The sequence below is a fragment of the Chryseobacterium kimseyorum genome (genome assembly GCF_025971945.1).
Classification (GTDB): domain Bacteria; phylum Bacteroidota; class Bacteroidia; order Flavobacteriales; family Weeksellaceae; genus Chryseobacterium; species Chryseobacterium kimseyorum.
The window spans coordinates 205,496-227,876 of the sequence record NZ_JAPDHW010000001.1 but is presented as its reverse complement, the minus strand read 5'-3'; the positions used below and the strand labels follow the sequence as shown (position 1 = coordinate 227,876).

Genomic DNA, 22,381 nt, shown 5'->3' with positions numbered 1-22,381 from the left:
CATAAATAGATGGTTATAATTAGTTAAAATTGACTAAAAAACATTAAAAAAAATCCCCAAATGAGCGTTAAGCAACCCAATATTTCTCTTCCCTTGAAACTTACTTTCCTTATTTTTTCGATGGTGCTAAACTGTATGGGGATCGTGATACTGCAGCTTTCGGAACAAAATATCACTTATGACAAATTGGGATTTCTAGAATCTTTTAAAGACATACCCATTGCTGTCTTCTCCTTATTCGCTGTTAATTTTATCGGCAGATTTGGAACAAAAAAATCGCTGATCTTTGCGTTAATGTTAGTAGGTGTCTGCTCTCTGTTTTTGCCTTTCGTTGAAGTTTTTTGGTTTTTCAAGCTGTGGTTTGCGATCATCGGAACCTGCTTTGCTATCGGAAAAATCTGCGTATACGGAATTATCAGAAACAATATGACCGAAGAAAAATCTTTAGCTAAAATGATGAACAGCGTTGAAGCATCGTTTATGATCGGTATTTTTGTTGTTAATACGGGTTTTGGATGGCTGATTTCCAGTCAATTCGGTGAGTATTGGAAATTTGGATTTATGTCGATTTCCCTCATTTCATTTTTTACGGTCTATCTTTTCATGAAATCTCAGATTGCCGAACCGGAAAATAAAAATATCAGAGTCCTCCCCGATTTATCAGGATTCGGAAAACTTCCCTTCATTCTATTTTTTGCGGTAAGCTTTTTCATAATTTTTATTGAACAGAGTTTTAATTCTTGGCTGCCGTCATTTTATAAAGATCATTTGAAGGTCAATTCTTTTTTCGCACTGCAGGCCTCGTCATTTCTCGCACTTTTTTCATATACTGGCAGAACGATTACTTCAAAAATTATTCACAGATTTTCATTAGCAAGATATTTTATGATGTGTCTGTTTATAATTATTTCTTTGCTGATAATTATTTCAGTTATTCAGTTCAGTTTTACAGAAAATTCCAAAATCCTGTTATTCCTGTTTCCGATTATCGGATTGTTTCTCTCACCTCTCTATCCGGTGATTAACTCAAAGATGATCGCAAAAATTGGTAAAGAGAAAATTAATACATTTACTTCTTTAATCGTAATTGTTTCATCAGTCAGCAGTTCTATCAATTCTATTTCAATTTCATTATTATTTAAAAATCAGATACTTAACTATTATTCACTGTATATTTTGGGGGCAGTAATACTTGTTTCTGTGTTAGCATATTCTTATTTTAAAATTAGCATGAATAAAATTTAAAAAATAATTTTATTTTTACCGCATGAAAACTGACCATAACAGAAACATTGAAACCCTTAAAGAACTTGTAGAGAGCAAAGACTTTATTCCCAATCTATCCGTAGACTGTACGATATTTGGTTTCCATGATAACATTCTGAAAGTTTTGTTGCTCAAATACCATGATCTCGATCTTTGGTCCCTTCCCGGCGGTTTTGTGTTTATCGATGAAGATCTCAGAGAAGCTGCAGATCGCGTTTTGTATGAAAGAACACATCTTAAAGGCTTGTTTCTGGAGCAGTTTCATACATTTGGCAGACTAGACCGTACAGAAAATAATGTTCACCGAACGTTGATACAGAATAAAGGTCTTGATGTTCCCAAAGATCACTGGATTTTACAGCGTTTTATCACAGTAGGTTACTGCAGTTTGATCGATTTTTCTCTTACCAATACTTTCCCCGATGCATTTAACGAAACCTGCGCATGGTTTGAAGTAAGTAAACTTCCAGCGATGGCTTTTGATCATGACAGAGTAATTGCTGAAGGCCTGGAATATCTACGTAAAAATATTGATACTCAAATAGCTGCAAGTAATCTTTTGCCGGAGAAATTCACAATGAAAGATCTTCAGTCTCTATACGAAACTATTTTAGGTGAAAAATTCAGACGAAATAATTTTCAGCGTAAAATACTGAGCATGAATTCTTTAGAAAGAATGGAGAAATTATTCGATGGTTCAGCCAACAAAGCACCTTTTCTTTATAAATTTATCAAAAAGTAGTTTTTATATTTTTCTTAAAAAATTTTCGCAGACCAATTGAAAAGTATTATTTTTAGGAAAATTAAACTACATGTCATATTATCCTCTTACGAGCATTCCCGATTATTTCGGAATTGATGCTTTACTTACCGAAGAACACAAGCTTATCCGCCAGTCAGTAAGAGATTGGGTAGAAAGTTTTGTAATGCCGAATATCGATCAGGCTGCCCAGGACCACACAGATTTACCTGGTTTAATGAAAGAATTGGGGAAAATCGGAGCCTTGGGACCTTACATTCCTGAAGAGTATGGTGGTTCAGGCCTTGATCAGATTTCCTATGGACTGATAATGCTTGAACTGGAAAGAGGAGATTCGGCAGTACGTTCAGCTGCTTCAGTACAGAGTTCTTTAGTAATGTTTCCTATTAATGAGTTCGGTTCTGAAGAACAGAAAAGAAAATATTTACCCAAGTTAGCTTCAGGTGAAATGATTGGTTCTTTCGGTTTGACAGAGCCTAATCACGGCTCAGATCCTAGTTCTATGGAGTCTCAGTTTAAAGATATGGGAGATCATTATCTTTTGAACGGTGCCAAAATGTGGATCACCAACTCGCCTCTTTGCGATATTGCTGTGATTTGGGCTAAAAATGAAGACGGAAAAGTACAGGGACTGATTGTAGAACGGGGCATGGAAGGTTTTACAACGCCTGAAACTCACAACAAATGGAGTTTAAGAGCTTCGAAAACCGGAGAATTGGTTTTTAATAATGTAAAAGTTCCTAAAGAAAATCTGCTTCCGGGAGTTACAGGATTAAAAGGTCCATTATCTTGTCTAAATTCTGCCAGATACGGTATTTCATGGGGTGTTATCGGAGCTGCAATCGACTGTTACTGTACAGCTGTGCAGTATTCTAAAGAAAGAAAACAGTTCGGTAAGCCAATTGGAGCATTTCAGCTGCAACAGAAAAAATTAGCCGAGTTTTTAACTGAAATCACTAAGGCTCAGTTGCTTTGTTTACAGTTAGGAATGTTGAAAAATGACCACAAAGCTACGCCTGCTCAAATTTCTATGGCCAAAAGAAATAATGTAAAAATGGCAATTGAAATAGCAAGAGAATCCCGTCAGATCCTGGGCGGAATGGGAATCATGGGTGAATTCCCGATGATGAGACACGCAGCCAACCTAGAATCGGTGATTACCTATGAAGGAACACATGATGTTCATTTATTGATTACAGGTTTGGATATTACAGGTTTCAACGCTTTTTAAAAACAGTAATTTCGAAAAAATAAAACTTAAGGTGGCTGAAATTATCAGTCACCTTTTTTAATAATTATAAACCTTAATCTTTTCAGTAAAATGAATATCGGGATTCAAAATTTCCAAAATCAGACTTTGAACTGATTTCATTGCATCATCAAGATTTCCTTCTGCAAATTCAAGAGATACAACTCCTTTCTTGGCGTCAGCAAAACTCCAGATTCCTGTATCGATGGGGAAGCCCCAGAATTCCGGTAAACTTTGAACCACGTACTGATAGATACAGAGCTGTAACGCCTGTTTCCTTTCATCTTTATGAAAGTAATTATCAATGTTATCAGAATCTATTTTTACTGTTAAATTTTTAATTTTTGCTGTTTTATAATCGATAATTCGTACGGTTCCATTTAATCTGTCGATTCGGTCTATAAAACCGAAAAATGAGACTTTATCTTTTTTAGCTTCATCCAAATAAAAATCTACGCTTTCGAATCTTCTTTCAATATCGATTATCTCTAATGAATTCCCCTGCTTAATTAATTCCAAATCATGATTGAGAATGTTTTCAATTACCTTTTTGGCAATTGCTCTGTGGATGAAATTCATTCCCTTATCATAGAACTCCGGTTGGTGCTTCAGCTTCTCAATTGCAACGTTTATATATTCATCAATCTGTTTAATTGATTTCTCTAAATCATTTAACTTTAAAACTTTACCTTTTATAACTTCATATATTTCTTGAAGTGAATAATGTACAAGATTCCCGTAGTTTCTGATTGAAAGTTCTTCTTCAATCTCATCCGTTTCAGAAGTATTCAGAATTTTTGACAGGTAAAAATCAATAGGATTATAGAGGTAGCTAGTGAGATGTGATGCCGAAACTTTTTCTTTCCAACTTTCAAGTTGCTCAATAACGATATCAGTTTTTGTAATTTCAATGGGCTGACTCGAAATAGGTTCCGAAGTATTTTCAACAATCAAATGTTCAATATGATGATTACTTTCCATTTCAATCTGTGTGACAAAACGGCTTTTTTCACCTGTATTGACACCTGAACTCAATGCATTAAACATCAGATGAATATTTTTTGCATCCTGAATTAACCTGTAAAAATGATAGGCATAAATACTGTCGTTCTCAAGAAAAGTATGAAGATCAAAATGCCTTCTGATATCAAATGGAATGTAGGTATTCTGCGAATTACCGAGTGGTAATTTTCCTTCATTTACAGAAAGCAAAATAACATTTTCAAAATTTAGCAGACGGGTTTCCAAAAGTCCCATCACCTGAAGTCCTTTCAACGGCTCTCCCTGAAAATCGATACTTTCTGAATTGATGTGCTGATTAATCAAGATCTCCAGCGTCTCCATTTTAATTTCAAAATTATACGGAGTTATCTGATTTTTGATGACCCTAAATGAATTCTCGAAATGGGAAACATTTTCATACTGTATATCATCAAGTTCCATCCATTTAATTTGTTGACAATACACAATTAATTGATCTAAAAACTGATATCCGGAGTCCGCTTTTTGTAACAGATTAAAATATGACAGATCACTCAGCAATTCAGAAAATAAACCCGCAGAAATGTAAACAATATTCCGTTCTTCAATCTTAGATTTAAAATCACTGATTACCTTTTCATCTTCATCCGTTTTCGGAAGCTCTTCCAAAATCGGGAAAATATCACGGTAATAGTACGATGATTTATTCTTTTCTAATTGTTTCTGAAGATAAAAAAGCTGTTTAACCGCATTCGAAAATGACAGGTTTTTCAGTGGAAAACCCATAGTAATGTTAAGATTTTCAACACTGTGCATCACATCCAAACTCGCAGGTAAAAGATTTTCATCAAGCAGAACTACTGCTGTATTAGTGAATGTCTTATTATCTATGTCTTTAAACAAATCGGGAAGCACTTTCGTCTGTGTAACATTCCCAGATACTTCGTAGATTTTTATGCTTTTAGGCTGGTTAAAGTCATCCTCAATCCAACTGAAGGCTCTGTTGTCATTGAACTCTTTCCACAGTTTATGACTTCTCAGAAACTTACCGGCTTCCTGTCTTTCATCATCAAAATAGTAGCGATCCGCCTGAAAAAAGCACTGCGCCTTATCCCACTGCAACAGATTTCTCACAAGCTTCTCTTCTACGGGTGTGAATGCATTAAAACCACAAAAAATAAAGTGTTGATCTGTGTTTTTAGCAAAATCAACTATTTTTGCTTTTGCAGACTCATGAATCATCCCCGGAGTTGCCCAGTTTTTTTCTTTTAATTCCTGCTTCAAAACAGGCAGAAAAACATTCATATTTCTCCAGAAGTTCAGAAACTTTTTTCTCGGAACTTCGTCTTCATCACCTAAATCCTGAGCCCAGTCTTTTATACGCTCCTCGTCAAACATATACCGCAGAACTGCAGCATCGCTCTCAGAAAACTTCAGAATATCGTCCCAGTCCTTCTGCAAGGTCGGAAACCATTTCAAAAAATCCGCAAAATCATCTTTGGGAATAAGATTGAGAGTTTTATAAACATCGAACGCAAACAGCCACAAAGCAATCCCTTGGATCGTTTGTTGATTAACGATGTCGCCAATCAGTTCTTCGATAGTAAAAAAGTTGGGAAGAAATCCCGAATAATTATTTTCTTCTAAAATCTGCCGTATAAAAACGATAGGTCTTTTACCTGGCAAAACGATATTAAAGTGAGACAGATCGATGTTTTGCAAAAGCAATTCATCTATGATCTTATTAAGAAATTTCAAGGTTTTTGGTAGTTTTTTAATTGTTCGAGCTCATCACTGATCATCACATCATATTCCGACTGCTTCTCTCTGTTCATACCATGTTCTGTAACACCGTCATACAAAGCCTGAAAATTTTTGTAGTCTTTAATGATTCGGTTATAAATTGGCTGAAAATATTTATCGTAATCGCTGGTCGTCTTTATTTTTGCGATAATCTCTTTTCTTATTTTCCTGGCGTAAATTTCTGCAATATCAAAATGTTTCTGCTCATGGTTCAAAACATAATCATTGATCCTTTTCTCGTCCTTCCAGGATTTATCTTCGTTAAAAATTGTTTCTATATTTACTTTTGCAGCTCCTTTCGGATTAGAAGATTTAACAACAGAATACACCCAACCACAATGAGTGTAGGCTACAATATCTTTTCCGTGCTGGTTATTAGTTTTACTTTTAAAATTACTCCACACTAATTTCCTGTCTTCCTTCCACTCCACCCGCTGACTCCATAACACATTAGAAATCAAAATAAAAGCTAATAATATACTCCTCATTATTCTACTACAATTGTTTTTGTAATCCAACTATTATCCCCTTTCCAAAATCTAAAAGTATACGTTCCTGCCTGTTGCGGACTGAAATTAAACTGATTGGCCGATTTGTGAGTCGATTGCGTACATACTCCATTGGTATTGAACTGATAAGCAGTAACATCCCTTTCAAAATTTCCGGTGTGAATGTAATCATAACCGTAAAATCCCTGACAGCCTGATGTATAAGTAGAGTAAGTTCTGATACTCTGTACAGAATAAACATCCATGGTGTCATTAACGATTGCTACACTGTCAATCTTTACTTTATCTACTGACTGAATAGTTTCATAATCATCGTCATCTTTACAAGATACTAATGAAATTCCTCCGAAAATAACAGCCAGACCAATGTTTAAAAACGCTTTCATAGTATTGCAAAAATTTATAATTATTAAACGTAAATTACTAAAATTTATTCCATTCAACTACAAAATTATGAATTAAAATTACCTTTAGATAAATAAACCACTTTCTTGGTATCAAAAAAATCTTCATCGAAATAATTCTTAAGGTTAAAAAGCTCACATTTAAGTCCAGCTAATTCTTCCGCTAAATCTCCACCCTTTAGATATAATACTCCATTATGTTTGGGATTGAACTGTTCTTTTTCGAATTTACCTTTCAGCCATCTTAAAAATTCAGGCATCTGCGTTACAGCACGGCTTACCACAAAATGAAATTTTTCTTTCACTTTTTCAGCTCTTCCATGAATTGCTGTAACATTTGTTAAGCCTACTCCTTCTGCAACTGCATTTACCACTGTGATTTTCTTTCCAATCGAATCAATCAAAGTAAAATTCGTTTCAGGAAACAGAATCGCCAGAGGAATTCCCGGGAAACCACCGCCTGTTCCAATATCCAAAACCTTAGTACCGGGAGCGAATTCCATTATTTTAGCCACTCCTAAAGAATGAAGAATATGCTTTTCATAAAGCGATTCCATATCTTTTCTGGAAATAACGTTGATTTTCTCATTCCATTCACCATAAAGGCTTTCCAATTTTAAAAATTGCTCGGTTTGTTTTTCGGAGAGTTCCGGGAAATATTTCTGAATTAATGCTATTGACATACGAAGTAATATAAAAGGCAAAAATAAGTTTTATTTCATATTTAGATAATGTTTTTTAGAGATAATATGTACGCAAAGGTATTTTTCAATGCTTAATTTCCCAAATATAGCGAGTCACATTTCCTTAACATTTAGTTTTTATATATATTTGTTACAAACGACAAAAAGAATACATGAATAAACTTTCAGACCGAGTAAATAGATTAGGATACTCTCAGACTTTCGTAATGTCAAATAAGGCCAGAGAAATGAAGGCTAACGGAATTGACGTCATTTCTTTAACATTGGGTGAACCGGATTTTGATGTTCCGGATAACATCAAACAGGCAGCATTTGACGCAATCAATGAAAATTACAGCCACTACTCGCCTGTTCCCGGATTTTTGGAACTTCGCCAGGCGATTTCAGATAAATTACAAAGAGACAATCAGCTGGATTATAAACCTTCGCAAATTTGTGTTTCAAACGGTGCAAAGCAAGCAATCATCAATGTTTTGGCGGCGATAATCAATGATGGGGATGAAGTAATTCTTCCAACTCCATATTGGGTGAGCTATGATGAAATGGTAAAAATGATGGGTGGAGAATCGGTAATGCTTCCCACTTCTTATGTTACTGATTTTAAGATCACAGCAGAACAGCTGAACGAAGCCATCAACGATAAAACAAAGGCAATTCTGTTCAGCTCACCATGTAATCCTTCAGGTGGATATTATACATTCGACGAATTGAAGTCTTTAGCAAAAGTTATCGCCAAATATCCGCATGTGACGGTAATTTCCGATGAGATTTATGAGTACATCAATTACGAGACAAAAACTACATCTATTGCTCAGTTTCCTGAGATTTATGAGCAGACTGCAGTAATCAACGGAATGTCTAAAGCATTTGCAATGACTGGCTGGAGAATCGGATATTCTGCATGCCCGGAATGGTTGGCAAAAGCTTGCGAGAAAGTTCAGGGACAAATGACAAGCGGCGCAAACACAGTAGCACAGAGAGCTTCGATTGTCGCATTAAAAACTGATCCTTCTGAATACAGATATATGATTGACGCTTTCGAGCAACGAAGAAATGTCATGTTTGATTTAATGAAAGAAATCCCGGGATTCAAAGTTCTTTTACCGAAGGCAGCTTTCTATTTCTTTCCTGATATTTCTTATTACATTGGAAAAACTCTTAATGGTATAGATATTAAAGATGCAGACGACTTCGCCATGTTCCTGCTAGAGCACGCTCACGTAGGCTGTGTTGGCGGTGTATCATTCGGAAGTCCTGAATGCATCAGATTCTCGTATGCCGCTTCTGAGGAGGAGTTGAGAGAAGCGATGAGAAGAATTAAAGACGTTTTGGAAAAAGCGGTTTAAAAGTTTAAATATTTTAAAATATTGATCAGATTTAAGAAGCATCTTAAATCTGATTTTTTTGTCATAGATAAAAGCTTTACATAAACGAGAAATAAATTTCTAATACCTTGAATGTTATTAGATTCGAGTTTCATAAAGTATTTTCCCTCAAAAACAATTATAGATTTTATTAATCGATTACTCTTATTTCAATAGACAAAACTGTGTATATTTGCACCATTAAATATTAATTATAAAACAAGAAAATATGTCTTTAGTAGGTAAAAAATTTCCAAACGTAACGATTGACGCAATGTCTGAAATGGGTGATGATCTTAAAATCAACATCTTTGAAGAAACTACAAAAAACCAACAGAAAGTAATTTTGTTCTGGTACCCAAAAGATTTCACTTTTGTTTGCCCTACTGAACTACATGCTTTTCAGGAGGCTTTAGGTGAATTCGAAAAAAGAAACACTAAAGTAATTGGTGCTTCTTGCGATACAAACGAAGTACACTTTGCTTGGTTGAACGTTTCAAAAGACAACGGTGGTATTGAAGGAGTTACTTATCCACTTTTAGCTGATACTCACAGACAGTTGGCGAATTTATTGGATATCGTTGATCAGGATCTGGAATTTGACGAAGAAGGAAATGAGTATTTCACAGGTTCAAACGTAACTTACAGAGCAACTTATTTGATCGACGAAACTGGAAAAGTATTCCACGAGTCTGTGAATGATATGCCTTTGGGAAGAAACGTAAAAGAATATTTAAGATTAATCGATGCTTATACTCACGTTCAGAAGCACGGTGAAGTTTGCCCTGCAAACTGGGAAGAAGGTAAAGATGCAATGAAAGCTGACAGAACTTCTACTGCTGAGTATTTGGCAAAGAACTAACATAATGTGTTAATTTGAAAATGAGATAATTTGAAAATTAGTCGCATGATTATTTAAAAATTATCTCATTTTCTATTTAATGACATTCTCAAATTAATAGATTTTCAAATTTTCAAATTGAAATTATGTATACAGAATTAACAGAAGATACGCTTCAGAATATTGTAAGTGACAACGAAAAAGTTGTGGTACAGTACGGAGCAACATGGTGTGGTAACTGCAGAATCATGAAGCCAAAATTCAAAAAACTGGCTTCAGAGAATGATGCAATTCCATTTTTATATGTAGATGCAGAAAAACTTCCTGAAAGCAGAAAATTAGCTAAGGTTGATAATTTACCAACTTTCGCTATCTTCAAAAATGGTGAATTGGTAAATCAGGTTCAGTCTAACCAGGCTGAGAGCTTAATTAATCTGTTTAACGAATTGTCATAAGAATCTGCTTAGAGCAAATTTTTGACTTTTAAAAATTTACACATGAAATTACCTGTAATAAGACAGTTTTACCAAAACCAAACTCCTGAAAATCTTGAAAAAACTTTAGAAGTTTTGGAAAGTTTCAGCGAATTCAGAGGTACAAGTGAAGAAGATTTAAATGTTGCCGGAGAATTGATCACCAATATCTGCGGAGCTTTAGAAGTTCACACCAACGTACAGAACGGTATGAGCGAGAAAGATGCTTTAAATTCTTTCGCGCAAAAAGTTTTAGGATCTATTGACAAATAATAGTTAATTATTTTAAGATTTAATAATTGAAATATTTAAAAGATCAATTCAAAAAAAATCCCGATGAATTAACATCTGGATTTTTTTTGGTTTAAAAGTTTTGAAAATTTGTTACTGAAAACATATCAGTCTCCAATTTTAATTAGCTTCTTCTGCTCATTAAAATTCTTAAGATATACCAGAATAGTAGCATAATGGAAGCGAAAAGCTGTAAAGCTGCCCCTACGTATTGCTGTGTTCCATAAGTATCTTTCAGTTTACTTGTTTCATAAAGAATTGAAGCTGACGCTAAAATTACCATTCCTACAGAGAACCAAAGCCCAAGGTTAAAACCGAAAATCATTCCGGCTACGATCAGTCCGAGAGCAATAAAACCACCGATGGTAATAATATTTCTAAGGAACGAAAAATCTCTTTTAGAAGTAAATGCTACTGCGGAAATCCCCGCAAACATTGCAGTGGTTAATAACGCAGCCTGCATGATAAGATTACCAGTCCCGTCTTGAAGTAACGCCACAGAAATCATTGGTAGAAAGATTACTGCATATAACAAAACTGACAGTCCTAACCCAACATACTGAGTAGACCTGCTTTGAGATAAAGACCACTTTGAAGCCATAAAAGATCCTAACCAAAATACACCTAAGACCAAGAGCCAGCTGTACCTCTGCCCGACCATCATGTAAATAAGTTCTGCAGGAACAGTCTGCAATAAAACAGTTTCAACACCCGCAAAAGCTAAAATTGCCAACGCGACATGTAAATAGGTTTTCTTGTAAAAACTTGCCTTGTCAACATCTGTTGAATGCGCAACTAAAACATCTGTCATTATATTATATTTTATTATTTTAAAATTTATTTTGTCTGTTTATAAGGCTTGATGCCCATAATTTTTCCATCTTCCTCGAAAATTGCTGTGATTACCTCTTTAGGATCAGGTTTCGTTTTATCATCTACATATTTATATTGAATCATCGGAAAATTTTCACCGGTCATAAAAGACTGATAACCCGTTTTATAAATCATTAATTTCCTGTTAAAATTAATATCTTGCGCAAGTTTGTCATATACCTTATCGGTAACTTTAGATTTTGTTTTATCAGAAATCATACTTGCCATAACTACTTTATCAGATGCTTTTAAAGCAGCGATAAACTGCTCAAACTTCCCATTGAAAAGTTCTTTCTGTTTCTTATCAAGCTCCAACTTCTGCTCTGTCGTCCGATTATCTTTAATCACCTCTGCTGTTTTTACCTTTTGAGCAAAACTTAATTGTAAAGCTACAAGAGACAAAATGATTGCTATTTTTTTCATTCAATATTTTTTCGTTGATAGGTAAATTTAGCAATAAAAAATTAAAAGAACATATTAAACTTTGTGTGATCCAATCTGATGAAACCATTTTAAATCTTACCTATAAAAATCCTTGTAGTCGTAAAACGTTTTTTCATCCCGTAGATTACACATATTTCACGGAATTATTGCTTAAAATAAATCTGCTAAATCCGCTGAATTCGCGAGAGAAATGTTTCTTAAAAGGTAAATTTCATTTTTATTTTCTTTACAGCTCTGCGAATCCGAAAATCTGTAAGAACACATCAGATAACCTCCAAAAACTGCATTGTATCTGCATTATCAGCGTAAGTATCGAGCCCTGGATTCTGAGCTTCACCAAAATATACTGTTTCAATTCCCAAATTATTCTTGCCCACCACACACTGGATATCTTCATTATTTTCCTGAATAAAATTCTTCACGTCTTCCAACGAAGAATATCTGCTGAAATGAATCACAGAAAGCGGACTGAAAAGTTTCTCATCTTCTTTCAGCATGACAAAATTGTTATCCCAGAATTGATCCTGATTCAGAAGGTAGACCGCACGATTGTAGTCGTAATTGTTGGCGTACTTATTATGATTAATAATTTCTTTAAAATCAATAAAACTTTCAAAAACCCTGTCGATCACAAAATCTTCAGGAATAAAAAGTCTCGTCACATTTCTGCAGCCCAAACCAAAATACTGGAAAATATCCTGAGCCAAAAGTTTCAGTTCTTCTTCCGTCTCATCACCTTTTATGACAGCGACCGATGTTCTGTTTTTTCTGATAATGCTTAAATGATTTTTAAAATAATATTCCAGATATCTTGCAGTATTATTACTACCGGTAGCAATCACAGCATCGAAATCTGTGAGTCTTTCAACAAACTCATATTCAATTTCGTTATCCGAAAATTCTTTCCATTTTTTAAGTAAAAACGGAATCATCTGTTTGTCTTTTGACGATAATTTGATCAACGGTATATGATTGCTCAGCACCACAGAGATCACATCATGCCATCCTACCAATGGTATGTTTCCCGCAAGAATTAATCCTACTTTCTTTGTAGTTTTCGAGGTTGAATATTTGGTAAGCCAGGCATTCAAATTTTCTTCAGTCAGCAAATCCGACCATTGCTTTAAAGCAGATTTTTGATTCTCTATGGTAAACCAAGGATTTTCTATTTCAGATTTTTTCACGACTGATTCAAATTCAGAATCATTTTCGTTAAAATCTTCAGTATTTTCTGCTAAATAGCTCTTAATATAATCACTTAATTTAATAAGTCCTAAAACTTGTTTTTCGATATTCATAATTACTGTAAAAGTGGGGAATATTTTGTAATTTTGTGCAAATTTAAAAAAAATTAGCGATGGCTATTAAAATAACTGATGAATGCATTAACTGCGGCGCCTGCGAACCAGAATGTCCCAACAATGCAATATATGAAGGAGCAGTAGACTGGAAAGCTTCCGAAGGTACCGAGCTAAAAGGTACCGTGACATTACCATCGGGTTTAACGGTTGATGCGGATTCGCCTCAGGAACCGGTGAGTGACGATGTTTATTTCATTGTTACAGATAAATGTACAGAATGTAAAGGCTTTCATGAAGAGCCACAGTGTGCAGCGGTTTGCCCTGTAGACTGCTGTGTGCCGGATGAGGATCATGTAGAATCTGATGAAGCACTGCTAAATAAAAAAGCATTCTTACACGGTGAATAAAAAATACACCGTCTCATACATCATGAGACGGTTTTTTTAACTTTATATTTAAATAAATCTATTTAGAAATAGCAGATTGAGAAATCAGCAAATCTCAACAAAACAAAAAGTAAAAATATGAGCAAAAAGCACAATTTCAGCGCAGGACCATGTATCTTACCTCAGGAAGTATTCGAAAAATCAGCAGAAGCAATTTTAGATTTTAACGGAATCGGTTTATCTCTTCTTGAAATTTCGCACCGAAGCAAAGATTTTGTTGCGGTGATGGATGAAGCTCGTGCCATCGTAAAAAGACTGATGAATCTTGGTGATGATTATGAAGTTTTATATTTGGGAGGCGGCGCAAGTCTGCAGTTTGCGATGGTTCCTTACAATTTGATGAAAGTGGGCGGTAAAGCTGCTTATTTAGATACAGGCACCTGGGCTGCAGGAGCAGTGAAAGAAGCTAAAAAAGTTGGAACAGTAGATGTTGTAGGATCTTCAAAAGACGAAAACTACTCTTTTATTCCTAAAGATTATACAGTGGGTTCAGAATACGATTATTTCCACTGTACTTCAAACAATACGATCTACGGAACTCAAATGAAATCATTTCCTGAAGTTGATACACTGATGGTTTGCGATATGAGTTCTGATATTTTCTCAAGACAGTTAGATTTTTCTAAATTTGATTTAATCTACGCAGGAGCTCAGAAAAATATGGGTCCTGCAGGAGTGACTTTAGTGGTGATCAAAAAAGAAATTTTAGGTAAAACAGGAAGAGAAAATATGTTCTCAATCTTGGATTATTCTCAGCATATTTCAAAAGAGTCAATGTATAATACGCCACCGGTTTTCCCTGTGTATGCATCTTTACTGACTTTACAACATTTAGAAAACAACGGTGGAATTGCAGCTGCAGAAGTAAGAAACGAAGCAAAAGCAAAACTTTTATACAGCGAAATCGACAGCAATCCACTGTTTGAAACGTTCTGCGTTGAAGAAGACCGCTCGTTGATGAATGTTTCATTTAAATTGGTTGACGACAGCAAAAAAGAAGAATTTGATGCTGCGTGGAAAGCTGCAGGCATCAGCGGACTGAACGGTCACAGAAGTTTAGGGGGATACAGAGCGAGTATGTATAACGCCTTACCTATTGAAAGCGTGCAGGTTTTGGTAGATGTGATGAAGTCAATAAAATAACTTAAATTAGGCAACGCAAAAATTGAAAGATGACAAGATTAAAATTATTAAGTGAAATCAGTGAAATTTTTAATAATTAAATCTTTAAATCCTTAAATTGAAAAAAATATGAAAGTCTTAGCTAACGACGGAATTTCCAAAGCAGGAGAACTTGCTTTAAAAGAAGCAGGTATCGAAGTGCTCGACAACAGAGTTGCACAGGATCACGTTATAAATTTCATTAATGAAAATAACGTAGACGTTCTTTTGGTGAGAAGTGCCACCAAAGTAAGACAGGATTTAATTGATGCTTGTCCTTCGCTGAAAATCGTCGGAAGAGGCGGTATCGGAATGGACAATATCGATGTGGAATATGCCATTGAAAAAGGTTTGTACGTTATCAACACTCCCAACGCATCTTCAAGATCAGTGGCCGAGTTGGTGTTTGCACATTTCTTTTCTTTAGCAAGATTTTTACATGAATCGAACAGATTAATGCCGTTGGAAGGAGATACTCATTTCAATGCTTTAAAAAAATCTTTCAACAATGCGTATGAACTTTCAGGTAAAACTTTGGGAGTGATAGGATTTGGAAGTATTGGTCAGGAGGTGGTGAAAATGGGAATTTCTTTAGGAATGAAAGTAAAAGTTCTGACGAGAAAACCAAAAACAAAAACCATCAGTCTAAGTTTTTTTGACGGACAGACTGTTGATTTCGAAGTTACATCTACCAATGATACTGATGCCTTCTACAAAGACACAGACTTTATCAGCATCAATACGCCTAAAACAAATGAATACGTCATTGACACTCCGGAATTTGAAAAAATGGAAGATGGTGTGTTTATTGTAAACACTGCAAGAGGCGGTGTGCTGAATGAAGTAACGCTTGTTGATTATATTGAATCAGGAAGAGTTGCCGGAGCAGCACTGGACGTTTTTGAAACTGAACCGACTCCTGAACTGATTTTATTAATGAATCCTAACCTGTCTCTTACACCCCATCTTGGTGGAAACACCTTAGATGCTCAGGAAAAAATCGGGGTAGAGCTTGCCGAACAGATTATTGAGATAAAAAAGAAACTATAAATAATATATGCCAGTTTTTAAACCTTTCCGCGGAATTAGACCTCATAAAGATCATGAGGCTACATTTCCTACTCATCCTTTAGATAATTTCACTCAGGCTGAAATTACAGAAAAAGCGCAAAAAGAAAAGACTTACATCAATATGATTAAACCCTATGTTGTAAGTAAATCTAAAGATGTAGACCGGAATTTAAGGAAGATACGTTCAACGTTTGAAGAACTTTTGGATGATAAAACACTCGTTCAGGACAGTTCGTCTTACTATTTATATGAGCAGATTTACCCTAATAAACAGGTTTTCAGAGGACTTCTGGGTCTTGCAAGTATTGAAGACTTCTGGAGCGGAAAAATCAAGAGGCATGAAAGTACCATTCCTCAGCGTAAAGAGAAATTGGCTCACTATTTAGATAAAGTAAACCTTCAGGCAGAACCTGTATTGCTCACCTATCCTTCCAATTCAAAGATTGAATTATTGATGAATCATGAAGAGAAAAACGTTCCCATTTTTAATCATGTGGATACTGTGGGCATCAGACACAAAATCTGGAGAATCGACAACCGTCTGAAGCTTCAGCAGTTCAAAGAAGTGATTGATCAGATCGATTCTTTCTACATTGCTGACGGTCACCACAGAATTGGTTCTACGGCACTTCACGCGAAGCGTCTTAAAGATAAAAATAAAAGACATAACGGTACTGAAGCCTATAACTTTGTGTATAGTTTTATTGTATCTAACCAGTCGATTAAAATTCACGATTACAACAGAATTGTGAGCAGCATTGGAGATTTAACTACAGAGGAATTCCTGAAAAGTCTTGAGAAGTATTTCTTAATTCACGAAAAAGAAGAAACTCCTTACTATCCGTCGCAGAAATTCCACATTTCTATGTACATCGATGGGAAGTTCTACTCTCTTCACGTAAAGCACGATCTTCGTTCTCAGGAGATGTCTTTGGATAATTTAGATCATCATCTTTTGGATAAATATATCATTCAGAATATTCTGAAGATTGAAGATTCAGACAGCTCAGATCAAATCTCTTACATTAAAGGAAGTTCAAACATCGAAGGCATCAAACTCTTAAAAGAAAAAGTAGACAGCGGTGAAGGTAAAGTAGGATTTGGAATCTATCCTGTGAGTTTTAATGATATGATTAAAATCTCTGACCTAAAACTTCGTATGCCTCCTAAATGCACATTTATCGAACCAAAACTGGTTACTGCATTATTAATGTACGACATGAAATAATTGGCTGCTCACGATTGGTATTTGGCTTATGGCTTTCCAATTGAAGGGAAAATTAATGTATAATATTCCTCAAAATTATTAATGATTTTGAGGATTTTTTTTATCACTAAATTTTTATTTAAATTAAAATCTTAAAGTTTTTGCTAGGTAAAAACGCCTTATAAAACTTTAAAACAGTTAGTAATTAAAAAAATCTTTGCGAACTTTGGCTTAAAATATACAACCAAGATCAAAATCTAAAATACTTACTTAATTTTTCTTTATTTTTATGCACCGAAAAGAAAAGGTCAGTACAATGAAAAAAATTCTGCTCATCATATTTCCACTCTTTTTGAGTGGATTTTTATTTTCTCAAAAGAAGCCCGTAAAAAAGCCGAAGCCGATTCCGAAATTTAATTACATCGATGAGTTTAAGAAAATTTCAGATGAAATAATGGTCAACGGAACTGCCTATGATAATCTTGGGGAACTGACGAAAGGTGTTGGCCCACGTTTCAGTGCCAGTCCGGGGTATGCAAAAGCCACAGAATGGGCAGAGAAAAACCTTAAAGAAGCCGGTGCAGAAAACATTTGGAAACAGGAAGTGAGAGTTCCCGTTTGGATCAGAGGCCGGGAATCTTTACAGATCAAAGCCGGAAACGGTGAATGGAAAAACATCAGAATGCTTTCTTTTGGAAATTCTGAAGGGACTGGCGGAAAAGATATGATTTACGATATACTTTTAGTTAATGATGTTCAGGAATTGGTGAATCTGACAAGTGCACAGGTAAAGGACAAAATTATTTTCGTCAACTATCCTATCGACCAGAAATTGATCAGTACTGTAGACTCGTATCTGATTGCCGCAAAATCTAAACTGCTTTCTGCTTCAGTGATCGGAAAAAAAGGCGCAAAAGGCTTAATTATCAGATCTCTGACAACTGCCTCAGACGATATTCCACACGCAAAACAGATTTATTATGAACCTGAAGATAAAGTGAAAATTCCGGCAGTTACCATTGGAGTAAAATCTGCAGATGAACTGGAAAAACTTTTAAAAAAGCAAACCGTAAAAGCAAAATTGAACATGACCGCCGAGTCAAAAGGCGAAACCGTCAACCACAATATTATCGGTGAAATTCCTGGGAAAAAAGATGCAAAAGTGATCGTTCTGGGTGCTCAGCTCGACTCATGGGATTTTGCGGAAGGTGCGCATGATGACGGCTCGGGAGTTGTTCAGTGTCTGGAAGTTTTAAGAGCTTTCAAAGCTTTAGGCTACGATAATAATCACACCATAAGAGTTGTACTCTACGCCAACAGTGAAAATGGCGGACAGGGCCGTGAAACCTACGCTGCGCAGGTTAAAAAGAAAGAGGAAAAGCACATCATCGCTTTGGGTTCAGATTCCGGAGGATATTCTCCAAGAGGTTTTTCTCTTGATATGTCGCCACAGAGACGCCGTCTGATTTTCCCGTGGAAAGAATATTTTCTGCCTTACGGAGTTTACGATTTCGACCAGACCTACGCCATTCAGGATATTGCCCCTTTGAAAAAACTGGATATCCCATTGATGGAACTGGTAGTCGACACCCAAAGATATTTTGACTACCATCACTCAGAAAAAGATTCTTTCGATAAGGTGAACAAGAGAGAATTACTTTTGGGAGCCGTTGTAATGACGCAGATGGTTTTTATGATTGATAAGAATTGGTAGATTAAGTAGTAATAAACCAAACTTTGAACTGCTTAAATTATTAAACATCTTTTAAAGTTGTAGCAAAAATCAAGGATCTTAATTTCATTCTATTATTTTTTCAACACCAAAAAAAAATGGAAATCAAGCAATTAAATTTAAATTCAGATAAAATAAATAATGAGAAGCTTAAAAGTATCTACGCTCAGTTTGAAGAGCTTTTGGAAAAAATTAAGCCAAAGAAAATTTCTGATCAGACAAAATACTTTATCAATGGAGAGATTGATCAGATAAATTCAACAGCTTTAGGTGATACAGCTTTATTTAAATTATTAAAGGATAAACAAAATAGCATAATCAAACACCTGGAAAAAGAATATAAGATTGTTCCCAAAAACTATTATAGGAATCTATGGCTGGCCGTCGGAATGTCTGCTTTCGGACTTCCTATCGGAACATTGTTCGGTCTAATTTCAGGAAATATGGGTCTGTTGGCCATCGGTTTACCTATTGGTTTGGGGATTGGAGTTGCCGTAGGAACATCAATGGATAAAAAAGCACTGCAGGAAGGCAGACAGATTGATGTTGAAATAAAATATTAAGTAAACCATTCCTAATTTTATGAAAAAACTTCTAGCAACCGCCACTTTACTTCTAAGCCTAAACCTTTTCTCGCAAACCTGGGAAGACTCCATACAGTTCAACAGAATTTCAACAGAAATTTTAAATAAAGGAAAGGCGTACAACGAACTTAGAGATTTAACGAAAAACATCGGTCACCGTTTAAGCGGATCCGTGGCTTATGAAAAATCGGTGAAATGGGCTGAACAAAAACTGAAAGAAGCAGGCGCTGATAAAGTATGGCTTCAGGAGGTAATGATCCCGGTTTGGGAAAGAGGTAAAGAATCATTACATATTAAAAGCGGCAATGGGAAATGGACGAAACTCAAAATGCTTTCCCTCGGAAATTCTGAAGGCACAAAAGGAAAAGATGTCTCTGGAGAAATCATTATGGTAAAATCTTTTGCCGAATACGAAAAACTCAGTTCAGATCAGGTAAAAGATAAAATTGTTTTCTTCAACTACCCTTTCAGTCAGTCGTACATCGAAACGTTTAAAGGATACAGCGATGCGTCTGCTTACCGCTCAACTGCAGCTATGTTGACCGCAGAGAAAGGCGGAAAGTTTGCCATCGTGAGATCACTGTCATCAGCATTTGATGACGTTCCACATACCGGCGGGATGAGATACAAAGATGGTACTGCTAAGATTCCTGCCGTAGCCATTGGAAATACAACCGCTGATGAACTTGAAAGTCTTTTAAAATCAAATAAAATCACCGCAAAACTCAATTCCAACTGTGGAATGAAAGGGGAAAAACTTTCTCATTCTGTCATCGGTGAGATCACGGGTAAAAAAGATCAGAGCGTTATTGTTGTGGGCGGCCATTTAGATTCATGGGACGTAGGCGAAGGTGCGCATGACGACGGAGCGGGAATTGTTCAGAGCATTGAAGTTTTAAGAACATTTAAAAATTTAAACATAAAAAATAATCATACCATAAGAGTGGTGTGTTTTGCCAATGAAGAAAACGGCGTAAAAGGTGGACAGCAATATGGAAAAACCGTTAAAGAGAAAGCTGAAAAACACCTTTTTGCCCTGGAGTCTGATGCCGGAGGATTTTCTCCAAGAGGTATTGCGCTGGAAATGGATGATGCCAAAAGAAATCAGATCAAAAGCTGGTCACCTCTCTTTCTGCCTTATGGAGCCTACGACTTCGAAGGCAGATATTCCGGGACAGATATTTATCCGTTGAAAGATATGGGAATTCCTACGGCAGAATTGGCACCCGATTCCCAAAGATATTTTGATATTCATCACACCGAAGAAGATACTTTTGAGAAAGTGAACCGAAGAGAATTGTTGCTCGGTGCCACGGTGATGACGCAGATGATTTATATGATTGATAAGAACTGGTAACAGATAATTACGATCTGATGAGAGCTTTATATTTTTTAATCTTTATTCTATTTAACCCATATTTTAATGCTCAGGAGAAAATATTCGGAGAGTATAATAATGATTTTGGCGAAAAACTTATTTTGAAATCAAATTACACATTTGAATACTATTGGAACTTCGATCTTGCATCAAGCTGGAATATTGGCACTTGGGAAATTGATGGAGGTAAGAACATTTATTTAAAGGTTAATGAAATAAAAGATACTTTAAAATCTGATAATAGAATTGAAATGGTTTTGTCTTCAGATAAAATATCAAATGAGATAACCAGTAATGAATATGCATTAAATTTAATTTCTGGTGGAGGTCAAAGTCGCAATTTACCTCCAAAAAAACTTTTCCATAAGGACAGTAAGCTATTTACTTTTTCTAAAACAGGAAAAATTCAAAATAAAAAAATAAAATCATTAATAAAACCTACTGTTAATTTAAAACCTTGGTTCGAAAAATAAAAAAGGTAATAATCACAAAAATTCTCGATACGGTTTTCTTCAAAAACCTACTCGAATTGACGGAGGTAAATAGTAAAATTACCGTTCATTTATAAATCAATTAAACTGAAGATTAACGTTTTTTAATGAACTCTCTTTCTTAACTTTTATTAAATCTGTTATATAAGTTCCCATTACAGGAATCGCCATGCCATCACGAATCTCATAAAATGGAGACAGATACTCCTTTTTTTGATTTGTATCCATTTTTGAAATATCAATCCACGCTGATTTATCAAATTCCATTCTCTCAGCCTGCACCGTTTTATTTTTGATAAATTGATCATATTTATACGGATTACCGGGGCTTGCCCATTTCCCTTCCTTTGTTTTATACATATCAAGATATTGATATTTCGAGTGATAAAGTTTGCCACAATATTCTCCCACAAAGAGCAGAACATTCTGATATTTACTAAAAGATGGTGTGCCGTAATGATCATAAGCTTTAAATTTAATACTGTCATTTATAAATTTACCATAAACTTCAGTATCTACGCTGTATACACAATCGAATCCGCCACCATCTAAGGGTATCACATTACAGTAATACGGATCGGATTCATAATTCATTTTTATTTTCTGTCCGATAAATATATAAAACTGAGTGGGAACTTTCTGCTCACATGCTACATAGGGAACGCAGGGTTCAGGTACCAATTGAACTTTTATATTCTTTGTAATAATATCCGAAACAAGATATTTTTGCGTATAATATTTATACTTGGCAAAGACCAGCGTATCTGTAAGTTTCGCCACTATGCTGTAATTTCCAAGGCTGTCTGCATGTGTTACATACTCCTTGTTCTTCGTAAGATTGAGATAATCATCATTGTCCCAATTTTTTGTTTTGGCTTCCATCTCACGATGTTTCCTTAATGTATCATTTACAGTAATGTGAACATAATTCCTAAATTTTGTAGTATCTCGTGCGATTCCTTTTACTAAAATTTTTTGTGCAAAAGACTGAAACGACAATAATAATATAATAACGAAAATAATTTTATTCACCATGTTTTGTTTGATA

The 22,381-nt window shown here is 35.3% G+C and carries 23 protein-coding genes; 15 read left to right on the top strand and 8 right to left on the bottom strand.

The window, feature by feature from the left end; all coding sequences use genetic code 11:
• Positions 1 to 60: 60 nt before the first annotated feature.
• The 3 genes from OMO38_RS01135 (at position 61) to OMO38_RS01125 (ending at position 3,257) form a co-directional block, all read left to right on the top strand.
• A complete protein-coding gene (locus OMO38_RS01135) occupies positions 61 to 1,245 on the top strand; it encodes an MFS transporter (RefSeq protein ID WP_264748409.1) in 1,185 nt (394 codons plus the stop codon).
• A 22-nt stretch (positions 1,246 to 1,267) separates the two neighbouring features.
• On the top strand, positions 1,268 to 2,008 hold the full coding sequence (locus tag OMO38_RS01130) for an NUDIX hydrolase (RefSeq protein ID WP_264748408.1): 741 nt from the start codon (positions 1,268 to 1,270) through the stop codon (positions 2,006 to 2,008).
• 70 nt (positions 2,009 to 2,078) lie between these two features.
• Positions 2,079 to 3,257 carry an acyl-CoA dehydrogenase family protein gene (locus OMO38_RS01125; RefSeq protein ID WP_264748407.1) on the top strand — a complete coding sequence of 393 codons (1,179 nt, stop codon included), beginning with the start codon at positions 2,079 to 2,081 and terminating at the stop codon, positions 3,255 to 3,257.
• A gap of 57 nt (positions 3,258 to 3,314) precedes the next feature.
• On the opposite strand, the gene OMO38_RS01120 is transcribed toward OMO38_RS01125, so the two are convergent.
• From OMO38_RS01120 to rsmG, 4 genes are all read right to left on the bottom strand, one after another.
• Positions 3,315 to 6,014 carry a PD-(D/E)XK nuclease family protein gene (locus tag OMO38_RS01120; protein ID WP_264748406.1) on the bottom strand — a complete coding sequence of 900 codons (2,700 nt, stop codon included), beginning with the start codon at positions 6,012 to 6,014 and terminating at the stop codon, positions 3,315 to 3,317.
• Positions 6,011 to 6,547, bottom strand: coding sequence for a DUF922 domain-containing protein (locus OMO38_RS01115; protein ID WP_264748405.1), 537 nt, complete (start codon positions 6,545 to 6,547; stop codon positions 6,011 to 6,013). The genes OMO38_RS01120 and OMO38_RS01115 overlap by 4 nt, the downstream gene beginning before the upstream one ends.
• Positions 6,547 to 6,954, bottom strand: a complete 408-nt coding sequence (locus tag OMO38_RS01110) for a hypothetical protein (RefSeq protein WP_264748404.1) — start codon at positions 6,952 to 6,954, stop codon at positions 6,547 to 6,549. Before OMO38_RS01110 ends, OMO38_RS01115 begins: the two co-directional genes overlap by 1 nt.
• Before the next feature lie 65 nt (positions 6,955 to 7,019).
• Complete coding sequence (gene rsmG / locus OMO38_RS01105) at positions 7,020 to 7,655, bottom strand: 16S rRNA (guanine(527)-N(7))-methyltransferase RsmG (RefSeq protein ID WP_264748403.1); 636 nt, start codon at positions 7,653 to 7,655, stop codon at positions 7,020 to 7,022.
• A gap of 173 nt (positions 7,656 to 7,828) precedes the next feature.
• On the opposite strand from rsmG, the gene OMO38_RS01100 reads away from it, so the two are divergent.
• The 4 genes from OMO38_RS01100 to OMO38_RS01085 all read left to right on the top strand — a co-directional run bounded on the left by OMO38_RS01100 (position 7,829) and on the right by OMO38_RS01085 (position 10,627).
• Positions 7,829 to 9,022 carry a pyridoxal phosphate-dependent aminotransferase gene (locus tag OMO38_RS01100; protein ID WP_264748402.1) on the top strand — a complete coding sequence of 398 codons (1,194 nt, stop codon included), beginning with the start codon at positions 7,829 to 7,831 and terminating at the stop codon, positions 9,020 to 9,022.
• Between the two features lie 247 nt (positions 9,023 to 9,269).
• On the top strand, positions 9,270 to 9,902 hold the full coding sequence (locus OMO38_RS01095) for a peroxiredoxin (RefSeq protein WP_264748401.1): 633 nt from the start codon (positions 9,270 to 9,272) through the stop codon (positions 9,900 to 9,902).
• 125 nt (positions 9,903 to 10,027) lie between these two features.
• Complete coding sequence (locus tag OMO38_RS01090; protein ID WP_129537019.1) at positions 10,028 to 10,336, top strand: thioredoxin family protein; 309 nt, start codon at positions 10,028 to 10,030, stop codon at positions 10,334 to 10,336.
• Positions 10,337 to 10,378: 42 nt separating this feature from the next.
• A complete protein-coding gene (locus tag OMO38_RS01085) occupies positions 10,379 to 10,627 on the top strand; it encodes a DUF6952 family protein (protein WP_264748400.1) in 249 nt (82 codons plus the stop codon).
• A 142-nt stretch (positions 10,628 to 10,769) separates the two neighbouring features.
• Here the strand turns inward: OMO38_RS01085 and OMO38_RS01080 are convergent, their stop codons facing one another.
• The 3 genes from OMO38_RS01080 to OMO38_RS01070 form a co-directional block, all read right to left on the bottom strand.
• On the bottom strand, positions 10,770 to 11,456 hold the full coding sequence (locus tag OMO38_RS01080; RefSeq protein ID WP_264748399.1) for a Bax inhibitor-1/YccA family protein: 687 nt from the start codon (positions 11,454 to 11,456) through the stop codon (positions 10,770 to 10,772).
• Between the two features lie 26 nt (positions 11,457 to 11,482).
• Positions 11,483 to 11,941, bottom strand: a complete 459-nt coding sequence (locus OMO38_RS01075) for a peptidylprolyl isomerase (protein WP_264748398.1) — start codon at positions 11,939 to 11,941, stop codon at positions 11,483 to 11,485.
• Between the two features lie 284 nt (positions 11,942 to 12,225).
• The gene (locus OMO38_RS01070) at positions 12,226 to 13,260 is read right to left on the bottom strand and encodes an acyl-CoA reductase (protein ID WP_264748397.1); all 1,035 of its coding nucleotides are present in this window, start codon (positions 13,258 to 13,260) and stop codon (positions 12,226 to 12,228) included.
• A 59-nt stretch (positions 13,261 to 13,319) separates the two neighbouring features.
• On the opposite strand from OMO38_RS01070, the gene OMO38_RS01065 reads away from it, so the two are divergent.
• The 8 genes from OMO38_RS01065 (at position 13,320) to OMO38_RS01030 (ending at position 21,315) form a co-directional block, all read left to right on the top strand.
• Positions 13,320 to 13,670: a 4Fe-4S dicluster domain-containing protein gene (locus tag OMO38_RS01065; RefSeq protein ID WP_263001857.1), complete on the top strand. Its 351-nt coding sequence runs from the start codon at positions 13,320 to 13,322 to the stop codon at positions 13,668 to 13,670.
• A gap of 117 nt (positions 13,671 to 13,787) precedes the next feature.
• A complete protein-coding gene (gene serC / locus OMO38_RS01060) occupies positions 13,788 to 14,852 on the top strand; it encodes a 3-phosphoserine/phosphohydroxythreonine transaminase (RefSeq protein ID WP_264748396.1) in 1,065 nt (354 codons plus the stop codon).
• Between the two features lie 108 nt (positions 14,853 to 14,960).
• Positions 14,961 to 15,920, top strand: coding sequence for a D-2-hydroxyacid dehydrogenase (locus OMO38_RS01055; protein WP_264748395.1), 960 nt, complete (start codon positions 14,961 to 14,963; stop codon positions 15,918 to 15,920).
• 7 nt (positions 15,921 to 15,927) lie between these two features.
• A complete protein-coding gene (locus OMO38_RS01050) occupies positions 15,928 to 17,169 on the top strand; it encodes a DUF1015 domain-containing protein (RefSeq protein ID WP_264748394.1) in 1,242 nt (413 codons plus the stop codon).
• A 295-nt stretch (positions 17,170 to 17,464) separates the two neighbouring features.
• Positions 17,465 to 18,862: a M28 family peptidase gene (locus OMO38_RS01045; RefSeq protein WP_264748393.1), complete on the top strand. Its 1,398-nt coding sequence runs from the start codon at positions 17,465 to 17,467 to the stop codon at positions 18,860 to 18,862.
• Positions 18,863 to 18,978: 116 nt separating this feature from the next.
• A complete protein-coding gene (locus OMO38_RS01040; RefSeq protein ID WP_264748392.1) occupies positions 18,979 to 19,443 on the top strand; it encodes a hypothetical protein in 465 nt (154 codons plus the stop codon).
• A gap of 19 nt (positions 19,444 to 19,462) precedes the next feature.
• Positions 19,463 to 20,821, top strand: coding sequence for a M20/M25/M40 family metallo-hydrolase (locus OMO38_RS01035; RefSeq protein ID WP_264748391.1), 1,359 nt, complete (start codon positions 19,463 to 19,465; stop codon positions 20,819 to 20,821).
• Between the two features lie 17 nt (positions 20,822 to 20,838).
• The gene (locus tag OMO38_RS01030) at positions 20,839 to 21,315 is read left to right on the top strand and encodes a hypothetical protein (protein WP_264748390.1); all 477 of its coding nucleotides are present in this window, start codon (positions 20,839 to 20,841) and stop codon (positions 21,313 to 21,315) included.
• A 96-nt stretch (positions 21,316 to 21,411) separates the two neighbouring features.
• On the opposite strand, the gene OMO38_RS01025 is transcribed toward OMO38_RS01030, so the two are convergent.
• The gene (locus OMO38_RS01025) at positions 21,412 to 22,215 is read right to left on the bottom strand and encodes a hypothetical protein (protein ID WP_264748389.1); all 804 of its coding nucleotides are present in this window, start codon (positions 22,213 to 22,215) and stop codon (positions 21,412 to 21,414) included.
• Between the last annotated feature and the right edge of the window lie 166 nt (positions 22,216 to 22,381).

Bases quoted from the DNA above. Each gene is read 5' to 3' on its own strand.
- OMO38_RS01135 (WP_264748409.1), top strand. From the start codon at position 61: ATGAGCGTTAAGCAACCCAATATTTCTCTTCCCTTGAAACTTACTTTC.
- OMO38_RS01130 (WP_264748408.1), top strand. From the start codon at position 1,268: ATGAAAACTGACCATAACAGAAACATTGAAACCCTTAAAGAACTTGTA.
- OMO38_RS01125 (WP_264748407.1), top strand. From the start codon at position 2,079: ATGTCATATTATCCTCTTACGAGCATTCCCGATTATTTCGGAATTGAT.
- OMO38_RS01115 (WP_264748405.1), bottom strand. From the start codon at position 6,547: ATGAGGAGTATATTATTAGCTTTTATTTTGATTTCTAATGTGTTATGG.
- OMO38_RS01110 (WP_264748404.1), bottom strand. From the start codon at position 6,954: ATGAAAGCGTTTTTAAACATTGGTCTGGCTGTTATTTTCGGAGGAATT.
- rsmG (WP_264748403.1), bottom strand. From the start codon at position 7,655: ATGTCAATAGCATTAATTCAGAAATATTTCCCGGAACTCTCCGAAAAA.
- OMO38_RS01100 (WP_264748402.1), top strand. From the start codon at position 7,829: ATGAATAAACTTTCAGACCGAGTAAATAGATTAGGATACTCTCAGACT.
- OMO38_RS01095 (WP_264748401.1), top strand. From the start codon at position 9,270: ATGTCTTTAGTAGGTAAAAAATTTCCAAACGTAACGATTGACGCAATG.
- OMO38_RS01090 (WP_129537019.1), top strand. From the start codon at position 10,028: ATGTATACAGAATTAACAGAAGATACGCTTCAGAATATTGTAAGTGAC.
- OMO38_RS01085 (WP_264748400.1), top strand. From the start codon at position 10,379: ATGAAATTACCTGTAATAAGACAGTTTTACCAAAACCAAACTCCTGAA.
- OMO38_RS01080 (WP_264748399.1), bottom strand. From the start codon at position 11,456: ATGACAGATGTTTTAGTTGCGCATTCAACAGATGTTGACAAGGCAAGT.
- OMO38_RS01075 (WP_264748398.1), bottom strand. From the start codon at position 11,941: ATGAAAAAAATAGCAATCATTTTGTCTCTTGTAGCTTTACAATTAAGT.
- OMO38_RS01070 (WP_264748397.1), bottom strand. From the start codon at position 13,260: ATGAATATCGAAAAACAAGTTTTAGGACTTATTAAATTAAGTGATTAT.
- OMO38_RS01065 (WP_263001857.1), top strand. From the start codon at position 13,320: ATGGCTATTAAAATAACTGATGAATGCATTAACTGCGGCGCCTGCGAA.
- serC (WP_264748396.1), top strand. From the start codon at position 13,788: ATGAGCAAAAAGCACAATTTCAGCGCAGGACCATGTATCTTACCTCAG.
- OMO38_RS01055 (WP_264748395.1), top strand. From the start codon at position 14,961: ATGAAAGTCTTAGCTAACGACGGAATTTCCAAAGCAGGAGAACTTGCT.
- OMO38_RS01050 (WP_264748394.1), top strand. From the start codon at position 15,928: ATGCCAGTTTTTAAACCTTTCCGCGGAATTAGACCTCATAAAGATCAT.
- OMO38_RS01045 (WP_264748393.1), top strand. From the start codon at position 17,465: ATGAAAAAAATTCTGCTCATCATATTTCCACTCTTTTTGAGTGGATTT.
- OMO38_RS01040 (WP_264748392.1), top strand. From the start codon at position 18,979: ATGGAAATCAAGCAATTAAATTTAAATTCAGATAAAATAAATAATGAG.
- OMO38_RS01035 (WP_264748391.1), top strand. From the start codon at position 19,463: ATGAAAAAACTTCTAGCAACCGCCACTTTACTTCTAAGCCTAAACCTT.
- OMO38_RS01030 (WP_264748390.1), top strand. From the start codon at position 20,839: ATGAGAGCTTTATATTTTTTAATCTTTATTCTATTTAACCCATATTTT.
- OMO38_RS01025 (WP_264748389.1), bottom strand. From the start codon at position 22,215: ATGGAAGCCAAAACAAAAAATTGGGACAATGATGATTATCTCAATCTT.